The sequence below is a fragment of the Mycobacterium cookii genome (assembly GCF_010727945.1).
GTDB classification, from domain to species: domain Bacteria; phylum Actinomycetota; class Actinomycetes; order Mycobacteriales; family Mycobacteriaceae; genus Mycobacterium; species Mycobacterium cookii.
The window spans coordinates 4,187,971-4,202,382 of the sequence record NZ_AP022569.1; the positions used below are offsets into that span (position 1 = coordinate 4,187,971).

Here is a 14,412-nt window from a genome sequence, read left to right on the forward strand (position 1 = left end):
TGGCCAGGTGACCGCGCGCACTCAGTCGATTTGGGCAGTGATCGGCGGTGTCTTGGCTGGTTATGTCCTTTGGCTGGCAGCGATCTCGATCGGCGAAGCGCTCACCGTGGTGAGCCTGTGGGGGCTGGTGGTATTGGTCGTCTCGGTGGCGTTCGCGATCGGCACGGTGCTGTGGGGACGGCGTGTGCGGCAACAGGGCAACGTGCCGCTGGCGTTGTTCGCATTCGCGTTGCCGGTTCTTCCGGTCGTGCTTTCGACGGTCGTGCTGGTCGACAGTTATCTGTAGCGGTCCGACTGTCCGGGGTTGTCCAGCGGAATCTGCAGTGCCGACATCGTCGCGGCCAGACTGTCGTATTGCCCTGCGAGCATGCAGAATTCGATGATCTGACGCTTATCGAGGTGGCTGGACAGCTGCTGCCAGACCTCCGGGCTGATGGCGCGGTTGAGGATGAACTCATCGGTGGCACGCAGCAGCGTCTTCTGGCGGTCGGTCAGGTCGCCGCCGGACGTGTCCGGCCAGGCGAAGATCAGCTCCTGGGTGTGATCGTCGAGTCCGCGGCGGCGCCCCATCCAGCGGTGGTGCTGCAATTCGTACTCGGACCCGCGCAGGTGAGCGACCCGCAGGATCACCAACTCGGTGTCCACCTGCGGCAGCCGACCCCTCAACAGCAACGCGGAGAACGGCATCATCGCCAGGAAGAGCCGCTTGTGCTGTCCCAACGTGGCGAACAGGTGCATCCTGGGTGCGCGGACGGTGCGGGCCGCCGACTTCGCCAAAACCCAATTGATCGGCCCTAATTCGCGAAATCCACCTGCCGGGATGCGGCCAATCTCTTCCGTCATCTGCGCCGCTCCTCCCCATCGCTGCGCTCTGCATCGTCGCCGGCGCGGGTCATGTTCGCTTCACCAAGTAGGGCGAGACCGTGCTGCGGTGCTCGTCGAGGTCCAGTGCCCGTCCCAACGCGGGGAACGCGCGCTGCGGGCAGTTGTCGCGTTCGCAGACGCGGCAGCCCGCACCGATCGGTGTTGCGATATCCCCGGACAAGTCCAGTCCTTCCGAGTAGACGAGCCGGTGGGCGTGCCGGAGCTCGCAGCCCAGCCCGATCGCGAACGTTTTGCCGGGCTGACCATACCGTGATGCCCTGCGCTCCACGGTGCGGGCCACCCACATGTAATTGCGTCCGTCGGGCATCTGGGCGATCTGCACCTGGATCTTGCCGGGGTTGGCGAATGTCTCGTAGACGTTCCACAGCGGACAGGTGCCACCGCTGGAGGAGAAGTGAAAGCCTGTGGCGGACTGGCGTTTTGACATGTTGCCCGCGCGGTCGACGCGGATGAAGGAGAACGGCACGCCGCGCATCGACGGCCGCTGCAGGGTGGACAGCCGATGGCAGATGGTCTCGTAGCTGACGGCGTAGTACGCCGACAGCCGCTCGACGTCGTAGCCGAAATTCTCGGCGACCTCGTGGAACTGCCGGTACGGCAGCACCGTCGCGGCGGCGAAATAATTGGCCAGCCCGAGCCGGGCCAGCTTGCGGGACTCCTCGCTGGTGAAATTGCCCTCGTCGACCAGACTGTCGATGAGCGGACCGTGTTCCAGGTAGGCGAGCTCGGCGGCGAGCTTGAACGCGTACTGGCCGGACGGCAGGTGCCCGCCGATCTCCAGCGTGCGCGTCTCCGGGTCGTACTGGTGAAGAACGTTGTCGCCCAAGTCGATTCGCTTGATGCGGACGTCGTGGACGGAGATCAACCGGTCGGACAGGTCGCGCACCAGATCCGCGCGGTGCATGCGCATCCGCACCGTCAGCTCCTCGGCCGCAGTGTCCAGCTCGTGCAGGTAGTTCTGTCGCTCGTAGAAGTAATCGCGCACCTCTTCGTGGGGCATGGTGATCGACCCGCTGCCGTCGGAGAAGCGGTCCTCGGTGGCCGCGGCGAGTTGCGTGGTGGTGAGCCGGTATCGCCGGTGCAGGTTGACCAGCGCGCGCGCCAAAGCCGGGTGCGAGCTCACAACGTCGGCCAGCTCCGTTTGATCCACGTCGACACCGAGGTCGTGATCGAGGGTGACCTCGCGTAACTCGGCGAGCAGACGGGTGTCGTCCTGCGAGGCGAAGAACGTCGCGTCGACGCCGAAGACCTCGGTGATGCGCAGCAGCACAGCCACGGTCAGCGGCCGGACGTCGTGCTCGATTTGGTTGAGATAGCTCGGGGAGATGTCGAGCATCTGGGCCAGTGCGGCCTGGCTGAATCCGCGCTCGCTGCGCAGCTGCCGCACCCGCGAGCCGACGAACGTCTTAGACATCCGCCCAGCCTACGCGGGTTGCTAAGGCTTCATTAGCAAGATTTGCACGATGTTCCGGATTAGCGCCTCGTCGTGGTCGTTTGGCATCATCGGTGATTGGGGGAGGTTTTAGCCGGGCCACGCTATTTGGGTAGCGGCCGCGGTGCGGTGGGAGGAGCAGCGGAGACTCGTGAGCCTGGACAAAGTAATGATGCCGGTGCCGGACCCGCACCCCGACGTCTTCGACCGGGAATGGCCGCTGCGCGTCGCCGACATCGACCGCGACGGGCGACTGCGCTTCGATTCCGCCGCCCGCCACATCGTGGACATCGGTCAGGATCAGCTGCGCGAGATGGGGTTCGAGGAGACTCATCCGCTCTGGATCGTCCGGCGGACGATGATCGACGTGATCCGCCCGATCGAGTTCGGCGACATGTTGCGGATGCGTCGGTGGTGTTCGGGGACCTCGAACCGGTGGTGCGAGATGCGAGTCCGCATCGACGGCCGCAAGGGCGGCTTGTTGGAGTCGGAAGCGTTCTGGATCAACTTCAATCGGGACACCCAGACACCTGCCCGCATCGCCGACGACTTTCTCGAGGGCCTGCGCAAGACCACCGATGTCGACCGGCTGCGGTGGAAGGCCTACCTGAAAGCGGGCAGCCGAGACGACGCCGCGGAAATCCACGAGTTTCCGGTCCGATTCACCGACATCGACTTCTTCGATCACATGAACAACTCCGTGTACTGGAGCGTCGTCGAGGATTACCTCTCGTCATACCCGGAGCTGCTCAAGGCGCCGTTGCGGGTGACCATCGAGCACGATGCCGCGGTGGCGCTGGGCGACAAGCTGGAGATCATCTCGCACGTGCACCCCGCCGGCTCGACCGATCGCTTCGGCGCCGAGCTTGCCGATCGCACTGTTAGAACGCTCACATATGCCGTCGGCGACGAGATCAAGGCGCTCGCGGCGATCTTCCCGCTCTAACAGTACGAGCGTTACGCAAACCGGGCACTGACCTGCGGATTCTTGTTACCAGCCGGTAACGTCTGAACCGGTTCAGTTGCGAAGAAACTTTGCAAGCTTTGCAAATACTGCGCGAGCCCTAACGAAAATTGGCAATAGAAATGGGTGGACCTGCGGTGCAAGGCTGTGCCATCTTCGTCTTAGCAGAGCAATCAAGAAGCTGAAAGCCTTAGCAAGGCTGGAAATCCCTATCGACTTGAGGAGCAGCGCAATGTCAAGCGTTGGCACGCCGAAGACCGCCGAACAGATCCAGAAGGACTGGGACACCAACCCCCGCTGGAAGGGCCTCACCCGCACCTACACCCCCGAAGACGTCGTCGCCCTGCAGGGCAGCGTGGTCGAGGAGTCGACGCTGGCCCGCCGCGGCGCCGAGGTGCTGTGGAGCCAACTGCACGACCTGGAGTTCGTCAACGCGCTCGGCGCGCTGACCGGAAACATGGCGGTGCAGCAGGTTCGCGCCGGCCTCAAGGCCATCTACCTGTCGGGTTGGCAGGTCGCCGGTGACGCGAACCTGTCCGGCCACACCTACCCGGACCAGAGCCTCTACCCGGCCAACTCGGTGCCGCAGGTCGTCCGCCGGATCAACAACGCGCTGCTGCGCGCCGACGAGATCGCCAAGGTCGAGGGCGACACCTCCGTCGAGAACTGGCTGGCCCCGATCGTCGCCGACGGTGAAGCCGGTTTCGGTGGCGCACTCAACGTCTACGAGCTGCAGAAAGCCATGATCGCGGCCGGTGTCGCCGGTTCGCACTGGGAGGACCAGCTGGCCTCGGAGAAGAAGTGCGGTCACCTCGGTGGCAAGGTGCTGATCCCGACCCAGCAGCACATCCGCACGTTGACGTCCGCGCGGCTTGCGGCTGACGTGGCTGACGTGCCGACCGTCGTCATCGCCCGCACCGACGCCGAGGCCGCCACGCTGATCACCAGCGACGTCGACGAGCGCGACCGCCCGTTCATCACCGGTGAGCGCACCGCCGAGGGGTTTTACCGGGTGAAGAACGGACTCGAGCCGTGCATCGCCCGGGCCAAGGCCTACGCGCCCTACTCCGACCTGATCTGGATGGAGACCGGCACCCCGGACCTCGACCTGGCCCGCCGGTTCGCCGAGGGCGTCAAGAGCGAGTTCCCCGACCAGCTGCTGGCCTACAACTGCTCGCCGTCGTTCAACTGGCGCAAGCACCTGGACGACTCGACCATCGCGCGGTTCCAGAAGGAGCTCGGTGCGATGGGCTTCAAGTTCCAGTTCATCACGCTGGCCGGCTTCCACGCCCTCAACTACTCGATGTTCGACCTGGCTTACGGCTACGCCCGCAACCAGATGAGCGCCTACGTCGAGCTGCAGGAGCGCGAGTTCGCGGCCGAGGAGCGCGGTTACACCGCCACCAAGCACCAGCGCGAGGTCGGGGCCGGTTACTTCGACCGGATCGCCACCACCGTCGACCCGACGTCGTCGACCACGGCGCTGGCGGGCTCGACCGAAGAGGGTCAGTTCCACTGACGATGCGCGGCCTCTTGCCGCGAGGAGGAAGTGGAACCGACAGACGGAGCCACTGACGATGCGCGGCCGTCAGGCCGCGAGGAGGAAGTGGAACCGACAGACAGTTCCACTAGGCCGCACCAAGACCAGGCCGTAGCCACAAGCGAACGGCTTGACAGCGCAGGCCCCGCCCGGAAACCCTGGGCGGGGCCTGACGCATATCGAGAGGACACCTTCACCAGTGAGTAGTGCGATTGAGCGCGTCGGCGTTATCGGCGCCGGGCAGATGGGCGGCGGCATCGCCGAGGTTTCGGCGAAGGCCGGGGCCGATGTGGTGGTCTTCGAGCCCACCGAGGAGCTGGCCGCCGCGGGCAAGGCCCGGATCGAGGCGTCGCTGGAGCGCGCCGTCAGCAAGGGCAAGCTGTCCGCCGACGAGCGCGAGGCGACGGTGGCGCGGCTGCGGTACACCACCAAGCTGTCCGACCTCGCCGACCGTCAGCTGACCATCGAGGCGATCGTCGAAGACGAGGCCGTCAAGGCCAAAGTGTTCGCCGAGCTCGACGAGGTGATTACCGACCCCGCCGCCGTGCTCGCGTCCAACACCTCGAGCATCCCGATCATGAAAATCGCTGCGGCAACCAAGAATCCGGGTCGTGTGCTCGGTCTGCACTTCTTCAACCCGGTTCCCGTACTGCCACTGGTCGAGTTGATCAGCACGATCGTCACCGACGACGAGGCTGCGGCGCGCACCGAGCAATTCGCGAGCGAGGTGCTCGGTAAGAAGGTGGTGCGCTGCGGCGACCGTTCCGGCTTCATCGTCAACGCGCTACTGGTGCCCTATCTGCTGTCCGCCATCCGCATGGTCGAGTCGGGTGTCGCGTCGGTCGAAGACGTCGACACCGCCGTTGTCGCGGGACTGTCGCATCCGATGGGTCCGTTGCGGCTATCCGATTTGATCGGGCTCGACACCATGAAGTTGATCGCCGACGCCATGTTTGACGAACTCAAGGACGCGCACTACGCCCCGCCGCCGCTGCTGCAGCGAATGGTCGAAGCCGGCCAACTGGGTAAGAAATCCGGGAAGGGTTTCTACACCTACTGAGGCGCGGGCACCGCGTTCGTCCGCGGTAATCATTGTCGAGCGAGTGGCATGGGCCGCATTTAAGCTTAAGTTCTGTCAGGTCGTGGGTACTGAGGTCTTGGAGCGATCTCACGTAGAGGAACGAAGCAACCATGGCGGAGCTGTCAACCGGAAATGGTTTGCCCGGTGTCGTTGTCACCGGCGTCGCAATGACGACTGCGCTCGCCACGGATGTCGAGGCCACCTGGAAAGGGCTACTGGACGGCCAGAGCGGGATTCGTCGGCTCGACGATGGATTCGTCGATAAGTTCGACATGCCGGTCCGCATCGGCGGGCACCTGCTCGAAGATTTCGATGAAATGCTCACGCGGGTCGAACTGCGTCGATTCCTGTTCCTGCAGAAGATCTCGACGATCGTCGGGCGGCGGGTCTGGGCGAACGCGGGAGCGCCAGAGGTCGACGCCAACCGGTTGATGGTATCCATCGGCACCGGGATGGGCTCGACCGAGGAATTCGTCTGGGTCAATGACGAAATCCGCGAGCGCGGGATCCGGGCGATCTCTCCGTTGGGTGTGCAGAAGGCCATGCCCAACGCCGCGGCCGCGGCCGTCGGGCTGGAGCGCGGCGCCAAAGCCGGTGTCATCACACCGGTTTCGGCCGGAGCCTCCGGCGCTGAAGCGATCGCCCAGGCGTGGCGCCACATCGTGCTCGGCGAGGCCGACATGGCGATCTGCGGCGGCGTCGAAACCAAGGTCGAGGCCGTGCCCATCGCGGCGTACTCGCATCAAAACCTGCTGTCGACGAACAACGACGATCCGGCCGGCGCGTGCCGCCCATTCGACAAAGATCGGGACGGCTTTGTGTTCGGTGAAGCGGGCGCGCTGATGGTTGTTGAGACCGAAGAGCACGCAAAAGCGCGGGGCGCCAACATCATCGGACGACTGATGGGCGCAGGCATCACCTCAGACGGCTACCAGCCGGTGCTCAATGACCCCGACGGCGTGCGGGCCGGCGACGCGATCACCCGGGCGATCCAGCTGGCCGGCCTCACCGCCGGCGACATCGACCACGTCAACGCGCACGCGGCCGGAACCGTCGCCGGCGACTTGGCCGAGGCACGGGCGATCAGGCGCGCACTGGGCAATCGCGACCCGGCGGTCTACGCGCCGAAGGCGGCGCTGGGCGACTCGATCGGCGCCGTCGGAGCGGTGGAGGCGATCCTGACCGTGCTGGCGTTGCGCGACGGCATCGTCCCGCCGACGTTGAACCTGCGGACGCTCGACCCGGAGATCGATTTGGACGTGGTGTCCGGCGAGCCGCGGCCGGGTGATTACCGCTATGCGATCAGCGATTCGTTCAGCTTCGGTGGCCTCAACGTCGCCCTGGCCTTCGGGCGCTACTGACGACGGTCACCGGCCCGGCAGCAGCACACCGATCGCCAGGCCCGCCACCAGCAGGGCGCCCGCCTGACGAACGTGCAGCCACGCCAACGCGGCGTACCACAACGGCCACACCGGAAAGTCGGCCGGCGGCTCGTCGGGCGGCGGGCGGCGGAAGTACGGCCACACCTTGACCAGCCTGGGCAGCGCCAGCACGACCAGCAGTGCGGGCCACGGCATCGCCTTGACCAGCACCGCCACGACGACCAGCAGGTAGAAGCCGACCATCATCGCGAGCGTGAGCGCGCGGGCGCGGGTCGCACCGAAGATCACCGGCAGAGTGCGGATACCCAGCGGCTCGTCGTAGGGGATCTTGTCGGTGTGCTTGCCCATCAGCACCGTCGTGCACAGCAAGCCGTAGGGGAGTGACGCCACCAGGACCTCCCAGCCGACGTGTCCGACCGCTGAGTAGTAGGTGCCGCACACCATCAGCGGGCCCCACACCACCAGGACGTCCGGTTCGCCGAGGCCGCGTTTCTTGAGCCGCACCGGCGGCGCGGTGTAGGCGACGCTGAGGATGAAGCCGGATAACGCGAACGCCACCACGGGCCAGCCGCGGGCCCACGTCAGCACGATCAGGATGGCCAAGTCGGCCAGGTTGACCAAGCCGATCGCGGTCAGCAGCGTGCGGCGGCTGACCAATCCCGACAACACCGGATGCGGAGCGTAGAGGGCGCGTGGGTAGTTCTCGCTGTCGAGGCCGGTCTGCGTGTCGAACAGATCGTTCATCAGGTTGTTTGCGGTGTGCGCCAACAGGATTCCGACGATCGCAAGAGTGAGCCAGCGCCAGTCAAAACCCGGCTTCCCGATTGCCAGCAGGGCGGCCACCAGCCCGGCGAACAGCGTCATCGGCAGCACCGCGGCGCGGGTGACGACGAGCCACCGGGTGACGACGTCGACCGGGCGGTCCGGCGGCGGGTTGGTGGTACGCAGGGCGTATGCCCAGGAGCTGATACGAGAGCGCGACTTGAGGTCAGTCATGGCGCCAACGTAGACCTCTAGTCAGTCAGCGGCGGCACTATTGGCGACGGATGCGGCTGACCGCGGAACTTCTCCAGCGAACCGCCGACCTCGACGATGCCGCACAACGCACTCCAGCTCAGCATGGTCAGGTAGTCGATGAGCTCGTCGGCGCTCATCCGCGGGTCCAGCAGCCAGGAGTGGGTGGCCAACTGGACGCCGCCGACGATGTGATACGCCCACGGTTCCACCCCGCCGGCGTCCATCCCCGCGGGCTTCATGCGCCGTCGCAGCATCACAGCGAGCATGCGGGCGATGATCCGCTCGGAATCGGCGACGACCTTGTTCTTGCCGGCCGAGTTGTTGGCCATCACGAACCGATACGGCTCCGGCTCGGAGGCCACCGTCTGCACGTAGACCCGAATGATCTCGCGGGTCAGGTCGAAGCCGTCCAGGTTCGACGACAGCGCCTTCGCCATATTAGGGATCAGTGTGATCTGCGCGAACCGCATCATCACTGCGGTGGTCAGGTCGTTCTTGTCCACGAAGTAGCGGTACAGCACGGTCTTGGAGACGCCGATCTCGCCGGCGATCTCGTCCATGCTCACGTACTGGCCACGCCGCCGGATCGCGTCGATGGTTCCGTCGATCAACTCGTTGCGGCGCTCGACCTTGTGCTGATGCCAACGTCGTTTCCGGCCATCGGTCTTTACCGTCCCGGCCGGGAGATGCTGTGCCACTATTGCCGGTTCCTAATCTCGTAGACCCTATGCATAGTACGGGTTATTTATCGCAATTTCTCGCCTGGACCTCAGGTAACAGTCCAGCCCGGCCGATGCGGTAACAGTTACCGGGCTTTTTCCGGCGTTGCCCGGGAGCGCATCGTCACCGAGCAGCTACCTCGATAGCGGATGATGGTGAGGTGGCAGTCGGACTGAACGGAAGACCCGAGACGGGTCCCAGGCACCGAGCCGATCCGCGGCGCGGGCAGGCGACGCCGGTGGATCCGGAGCCACTGCCGCCGGAGACGCCGAGCAAACCCGCGTCGTTCGCGGAATCGTTCGCCGGAGCCGACCCGCAGGCGGACGCCGAACGGCAGCGGGCGCTGCGACGGATGAAAGCGGTCGCGCTGAGCTTTCTGATCGGCGCCACCGGCGTGTTCCTCGGCTGCCGGTGGGCGCAGTCCGCCGGCATCACCGCGACGTGGGTCGGCTATGTGGGTGCCGCCGGGGAGGCCGGCATGGTCGGCGCGCTCGCGGACTGGTTTGCGGTGACCGCGCTGTTCAAGCACCCCTTGGGCATCCCCATCCCGCACACCGCGATCATCAAGCGTAAGAAGGACCAGCTCGGCGAGGGTCTCGGCACGTTCGTGCGGGAGAACTTCCTGTCGCCGGAGGTCGTCGGCACCAAAATTCGCGACGCACAGATCCCGAGCCGGCTGGGCAAGTGGCTGTCGGAGCTGCCCCACGCTCAGCGGGTGGCCGCCGAGTCGGCCACGGTGCTGCGGGTGCTGGTGGAGTTGCTGCGCGACGACGATGTCCAGCACGTGATCGACCGGGTGATCGTGAAACGCATCGCCGAGCCGAAGTGGGGTCCACCGGTCGGCCGGGTGCTTGCCACGCTGCTCGCCGAGCATCGGCAGGAAGCCCTCATCCAGTTGCTGGCCGATCGGGCATTCCAGTGGTCGCTGAATGCCGGTGAAATCATCCAGCGCGTTGTGGAGCGCGATTCGCCGACCTGGTCACCGCGATTCGTCGACCATCTCGTCGGCGACCGCATCCACCGCGAGTTGATGGACTTCACCGACAAGGTCCGCCGTAACCCGGAGCACGAACTGCGCCGTTCGGCGACTCGCTTCTTGTTCGAGTTCGCTGACGACCTCCAGCACGACGACGCGACGATCGCCCGGGCCGAGGCCGTCAAGGAGCAGTTGATGGCGCGCGAAGAGGTCACCAACGCCGCGGCGACGGCGTGGAAGACGCTCAAACGGCTGGTCCTGGAGGGCGTCGACGACCCGTCGAGCGCGTTGCGGACCCGCATCGCCGACGCAGTGGTCAGCATCGGCGAATCGCTGCGTGACGACGCCGAGCTGCGGGACAAGGTGGACAACTGGATCGTGCGGGGCGCAGAACATCTGGTCGCGCAATATGGGGTAGAGATCACAGCGATCATTACCGACACCATCGAACGCTGGGACGCCGAGGAAGCCAGCCGGCGCATCGAGCTTCATGTCGGCCGTGACCTGCAGTTCATCCGGATCAATGGCACCGTGGTGGGCTCGTTGGCCGGGTTGGTCATCTACACGATCGGGCAGCTTCTTTTTTGAGCGGTGCTAACTAGTGCTTGCAATAGCTAGCACTAGTTAGCTACGGTGGGCGCGTCCGCACCGAACGTGGCCAACACCAGGACTCAAAGGACTCAGTTGTGGCTCAGGAGGAAAAGCTCTCCGCTGTGGTCTCCACGGCTGCGTCCGACATCGGCAGCTTCATCAAGGCGCAGCGTGAAGCAGCGCAAGTATCGGTGCGGCAGTTAGCGGAGAAAGCCGGTGTCAGCAATCCATACCTCAGCCAGATCGAGCGCGGATTGCGCAAACCCTCCGCTGAAGTGCTCAACCAGATCGCCAAGGCACTGCGGGTCTCTGCCGAGGTTCTCTACGTGCAGGCCGGGATTCTCGAGCCTGGCGCAAAGAACGAGGTCCGCGACGCCATCGTGACCGACACGGCGATCACTGAGCGACAGAAACAGGTCCTGCTGGACATCTACACGTCCTTCGTCCAACAAAACGAAGCGGATCGTGAGGAGACTGCGCCTGCTTAGACCTCGACAACTTGGCAACCCAATTGAGAAGACCGAGAACGACGAAAGGAAACACCAATGGCGGACAACAACCCGAACATCGACGACCTGAAGGCCCCGCTGCTCGCGGCGCTGGGCGCCGCTGACCTGGCGCTGGCCACGGTCAACGACCTGCTCACCGAGCTGCGCGAGCGTGCCGAGGAGACCCGCACCGACACCCGCAGCCGCGTCGAGGAGAGCCGCGCTCGCCTGACCAAGCTGCAGGGGGAGCTCCCCGAGCAGCTGCGTGACCTGCGCGACCGGTTTACCGCAGACGAGCTGCGCAGCGCCGCCGAGGGCTACGTCGAGGCCGCGACCTCGCGTTACAACGAGCTGGTCGAGCGCGGCGAGGCCGCCCTGGAGCGGCTGCGCAGCCAGTCCGGTCTGGACGACGCATCGGCGCGTGCCGAGGGTTACGTCGACCAGGCGGTCGAGCTGACCCAGGAGGCGCTGGGCACCGTGGCGTCGCAGACCCGCGCTGTCGGCGAGCGTGCCGCCAAGCTGGTCGGTATCGAGCTGCCGAAGAAGACCGACGCGGCCGCCAAGAAGGCGCAGAAGGCTGTCGCCAAGAAGGCGCCCGCCAAGAAGGCTCCCGCCAAGAAGGCTCCGGCCAAGAAGGCGCCGGCCAAGAAGGTCACCCAGAAGTAAGCGAATATCGCTGACGTTCGACTCCGAGTTGCCCGGTTGGGTGGCTCGGAGTCGACGTTTAGCGGGACGCCCGCTTACGCTTACTGGGTGAACTTGGTGCAGACCGTCATCTTGTACTTGCAACTCGGCGTGATGCTGATGACGCTCTACGCGTTCGTGCACGCGGCGATGCAGCGGCCTGATGCCTACACGGCCGCCGACAAGATGACCAAGCCGGTGTGGCTGATCATCCTGGGTGTCGCCTTGCCGGTGGCGTACGTGCTCAGTGTGATGGGGGCGGTCGCCGCCGCCTGTGCAGCGGGTGTCTACCTAGTCGATGTGCGGCCCAAACTACTTGAGATTCAAGGTAAGTCGCGATAGCGATATGCGAGTTCTGCTCCTCGCGGCGACCGTCCTCGGCGCGCTGACGAGTGTCGCTCCCGCGTCGGCCGATCCGGGATCGGGCGCGTTGCCTTATGCACCGCCGTTCGTCGACCACGTTTTATGGACCCAGTGGTCCGGGCGGAATCAGCTGTCCAGCCTGCGGGTCTATCCGACGCAGTCCGGGCGGGCCGCAGCGCGGGAGCTCGGGTCCTCGACACCCGCCGCCGACGAGGCGTGGTCCGAGGTGCTCGCGCAGGCCCCCAACGCCGGCTCACCCGGCATGCGTGCGCAATTCCTCTGCCATTGGGAGTTCGCCGAGGTTGCGCAGCCCGGCAAGGTGAGCTGGAACCTGGAGCCGTGGCGTCCGGTCGTCGACGACGCCGCGATGGTCGACGCCGGCTGCAACCCCGGCGGCCCGCGCGAGCCGTTCTGATGCCGACCCGACTGACCCGCGGCCAGTTGGCCGCTCTGGTCGACCACACTCTGCTCAAACCCGAGGCCACCGCCGCCAAGGTCGCCGCCGTCGCTGACGAGGCCGCGCAGCTCGGGGTCTGCACCGTCTGCGTCTCGCCTTCGATGGTGTCGCACGCCATCCACGCCGGGGTGCCGGTGGCTGCGGTCGCCGGTTTCCCGTCGGGCAAGCATCTGTCGGGCCTCAAGGCGCGTGAAGCGGCGCAGGCCGTCGAAGCGGGCGCGGCTGAGATTGACATGGTGATCGACATCGGGGCGGCGGTCGCCGGTGACATCGACGCGGTACGGGCCGACATCGCGACGGTGCGCGCCGCCGTGCCCGACGCCGTGCTCAAGGTGATCGTCGAGTCGGCCGCGCTGTTGACCCTGGCCGGCGAGCAGGCGCTGGTCGACGTCTGCCGGGCCGGCGAGGACGCCGGGGCCGATTTCGTCAAGACCTCCACGGGATTTCACCCCGCCGGTGGCGCCTCGGTCGCCGCCGTCGCGCTGATGGCGGACGCCGTCGGCGGCCGGTTGGGGGTCAAAGCCAGCGGCGGCATCCGCACCGCCGACGCCGCCCTCGCGATGCTGGACGCGGGCGCTACCCGGTTGGGGCTGTCCGGCACCCGCGCCGTGCTCGACGGCTTGGGTTAAGGCTTAGGCCGGATTGCCCGGCTCCTCCTCATCGCGCTGCGCGCTCTGCATCGTCGCCGGGCAGGCTAAAGATTCGCCAGGCAGGGGTCCTGGTTGCCGCCGCCCGACGGGATGGTCGCGTTGCGCGTGGAGAACGCGCCCTCGACCCCGGAACTGGTGACTTTCACACTGTCGGCGTGGATGCCCAGGGGATAGTTCTGGGTGGCTTTAGATGTGAGGTCGTCCAGGTTCTTCTGGACTGTCGCCGTCGACATGTTGGAACCCAACGCAGACAGGCTGACCACCTGCAACGACAGCCCGTTATTGACGATCTGCGGCTTGACCGTCGCGCTGTCGAACGTGCCCTTGATCGTGATGGTGCCGTCACTGGGATTGGCGGTCACGTTGCCGCTGACGAACTTGCCCAGGCCGGGGATGGCGTCCTGGATCGACTGCTTGATCCCGTCGGTTGACCAGCTGATGGTGCCGCTCAACGACCCGATCGTGCCTTGAGAGTTGTTGCCGCTGGCCAATTTGATGTCGCGGATGTCCAGGTTCACCTTCATGCCCTTGGCCTGGCGCACCTGGTTGCCGTTGGTCTGCACCGAGATGTCGCTGTAGTCCTTGGTCAGGTATTGCCACAGCACCGGTGGGACAGGCGAGAAGGACACGCTGGCGCCGTCCTGCACCTCGCACTGCACCGCGTTGGCCACCTTCGTGCTTGCGACGTGGCGGGCATAGAGCTCCGCGCCGACCGGCACCGCGATGACGACCAGCGCCACGATCAGCAGGATCAACAGCAGCGACGTCCGGTTGGCGAAGAACGAACGCTTACCCGTCTCGGTCGCTTCCGGCGGCGGCGGTGGCGTCGGTGTGGAGATCCGGGTGGTCAGTTGCTCATGCGGCTGCGGCGGGGGACCGGGCTGCTGAGGCCGCGGGTTGGGCGCCGGGCCGGGCTGCTGCGGTGGCCGGTTGACCGGGGGAGGCGGCGGCTGTTGCGGAGGGCCGGGTGGGCGGCCGGGTTGCTGCGGCCGCGGGACATCGCGGGCCGTCGACTGCGGGCGGCCGGGTTGCGGGATGTGGCGAGTCGGCGATTCCGACGGCACCGGCGGTTGCCGGCGCGGCGGAAACCCGCGGTTGGGCGGGCCGGCCGGCCTGAGCGGCCGACCTCGTTCTGGCGGCTCGCCGTTGCCGGGGCCTGGCGGATTCGTCATCAATGAATGA

16 protein-coding genes are annotated in these 14,412 nt (G+C 66.0%); 11 read left to right on the top strand and 5 right to left on the bottom strand.

The features are described 5' to 3' along the window. The first annotated feature begins 7 nt into the window (after nucleotides 1–7). On the top strand, nucleotides 8–286 hold the full coding sequence (locus G6N27_RS19595) for a hypothetical protein (RefSeq protein ID WP_163779289.1): 279 nt from the start codon (nucleotides 8–10) through the stop codon (nucleotides 284–286). Here G6N27_RS19595 and G6N27_RS19600 read toward each other — a convergent pair. Further along, nucleotides 277–843, bottom strand: a complete 567-nt coding sequence (locus G6N27_RS19600) for a carboxymuconolactone decarboxylase family protein (RefSeq protein WP_163779291.1) — start codon at nucleotides 841–843, stop codon at nucleotides 277–279. The two genes, G6N27_RS19595 and G6N27_RS19600, sit on opposite strands and share 10 nt — an antisense overlap. 49 nt (nucleotides 844–892) lie before the next feature. Beyond that, nucleotides 893–2,299 (bottom strand): acetate metabolism transcriptional regulator RamB, encoded by a 1,407-nt coding sequence (ramB, locus tag G6N27_RS19605; RefSeq protein WP_163779292.1) that lies wholly within the window; start codon nucleotides 2,297–2,299, stop codon nucleotides 893–895. Between the two features lie 169 nt (nucleotides 2,300–2,468). On the opposite strand from ramB, the gene G6N27_RS19610 reads away from it, so the two are divergent. From G6N27_RS19610 to G6N27_RS19625, 4 genes are all read left to right on the top strand, one after another. Then, nucleotides 2,469–3,263 carry an acyl-[acyl-carrier-protein] thioesterase gene (locus G6N27_RS19610; RefSeq protein ID WP_163779295.1) on the top strand — a complete coding sequence of 265 codons (795 nt, stop codon included), beginning with the start codon at nucleotides 2,469–2,471 and terminating at the stop codon, nucleotides 3,261–3,263. A gap of 250 nt (nucleotides 3,264–3,513) precedes the next feature. Then, on the top strand, nucleotides 3,514–4,800 hold the full coding sequence (gene aceA / locus G6N27_RS19615; protein ID WP_163779297.1) for an isocitrate lyase: 1,287 nt from the start codon (nucleotides 3,514–3,516) through the stop codon (nucleotides 4,798–4,800). 220 nt (nucleotides 4,801–5,020) lie between these two features. Beyond that, the gene (locus G6N27_RS19620; RefSeq protein WP_163779299.1) at nucleotides 5,021–5,881 is read left to right on the top strand and encodes a 3-hydroxybutyryl-CoA dehydrogenase; all 861 of its coding nucleotides are present in this window, start codon (nucleotides 5,021–5,023) and stop codon (nucleotides 5,879–5,881) included. A gap of 131 nt (nucleotides 5,882–6,012) precedes the next feature. Further along, nucleotides 6,013–7,263 (top strand): KasA/KasB family beta-ketoacyl-ACP synthase, encoded by a 1,251-nt coding sequence (locus G6N27_RS19625; RefSeq protein ID WP_163779301.1) that lies wholly within the window; start codon nucleotides 6,013–6,015, stop codon nucleotides 7,261–7,263. A 6-nt stretch (nucleotides 7,264–7,269) separates the two neighbouring features. On the opposite strand, the gene G6N27_RS19630 is transcribed toward G6N27_RS19625, so the two are convergent. Further along, a complete protein-coding gene (locus tag G6N27_RS19630) occupies nucleotides 7,270–8,280 on the bottom strand; it encodes a prenyltransferase (RefSeq protein WP_163779304.1) in 1,011 nt (336 codons plus the stop codon). Between the two features lie 17 nt (nucleotides 8,281–8,297). Continuing rightward, nucleotides 8,298–8,999: a TetR/AcrR family transcriptional regulator gene (locus tag G6N27_RS19635; RefSeq protein WP_163779306.1), complete on the bottom strand. Its 702-nt coding sequence runs from the start codon at nucleotides 8,997–8,999 to the stop codon at nucleotides 8,298–8,300. A 260-nt stretch (nucleotides 9,000–9,259) separates the two neighbouring features. On the opposite strand from G6N27_RS19635, the gene G6N27_RS19640 reads away from it, so the two are divergent. The 6 genes from G6N27_RS19640 (at nucleotide 9,260) to deoC (ending at nucleotide 13,209) form a co-directional block, all read left to right on the top strand. Then, complete coding sequence (locus G6N27_RS19640) at nucleotides 9,260–10,585, top strand: DUF445 domain-containing protein (protein WP_163782049.1); 1,326 nt, start codon at nucleotides 9,260–9,262, stop codon at nucleotides 10,583–10,585. 98 nt (nucleotides 10,586–10,683) lie between these two features. After that, nucleotides 10,684–11,076 carry a helix-turn-helix domain-containing protein gene (locus tag G6N27_RS19645; protein ID WP_163779308.1) on the top strand — a complete coding sequence of 131 codons (393 nt, stop codon included), beginning with the start codon at nucleotides 10,684–10,686 and terminating at the stop codon, nucleotides 11,074–11,076. A gap of 57 nt (nucleotides 11,077–11,133) precedes the next feature. Beyond that, complete coding sequence (locus G6N27_RS19650) at nucleotides 11,134–11,742, top strand: heparin-binding hemagglutinin (RefSeq protein ID WP_163779310.1); 609 nt, start codon at nucleotides 11,134–11,136, stop codon at nucleotides 11,740–11,742. A gap of 132 nt (nucleotides 11,743–11,874) precedes the next feature. Beyond that, nucleotides 11,875–12,102, top strand: coding sequence for a DUF2516 family protein (locus G6N27_RS19655; protein WP_232065136.1), 228 nt, complete (start codon nucleotides 11,875–11,877; stop codon nucleotides 12,100–12,102). Between the two features lie 4 nt (nucleotides 12,103–12,106). Further along, nucleotides 12,107–12,538 carry a DUF2599 domain-containing protein gene (locus tag G6N27_RS19660; RefSeq protein ID WP_163779313.1) on the top strand — a complete coding sequence of 144 codons (432 nt, stop codon included), beginning with the start codon at nucleotides 12,107–12,109 and terminating at the stop codon, nucleotides 12,536–12,538. Further along, nucleotides 12,538–13,209: a deoxyribose-phosphate aldolase gene (gene deoC / locus G6N27_RS19665; RefSeq protein ID WP_163779314.1), complete on the top strand. Its 672-nt coding sequence runs from the start codon at nucleotides 12,538–12,540 to the stop codon at nucleotides 13,207–13,209. Before G6N27_RS19660 ends, deoC begins: the two co-directional genes overlap by 1 nt. 65 nt (nucleotides 13,210–13,274) lie before the next feature. On the opposite strand, the gene G6N27_RS19670 is transcribed toward deoC, so the two are convergent. Beyond that, nucleotides 13,275–14,402, bottom strand: a complete 1,128-nt coding sequence (locus tag G6N27_RS19670) for an LmeA family phospholipid-binding protein (protein ID WP_163779316.1) — start codon at nucleotides 14,400–14,402, stop codon at nucleotides 13,275–13,277. Nucleotides 14,403–14,412 lie beyond the last annotated feature (10 nt).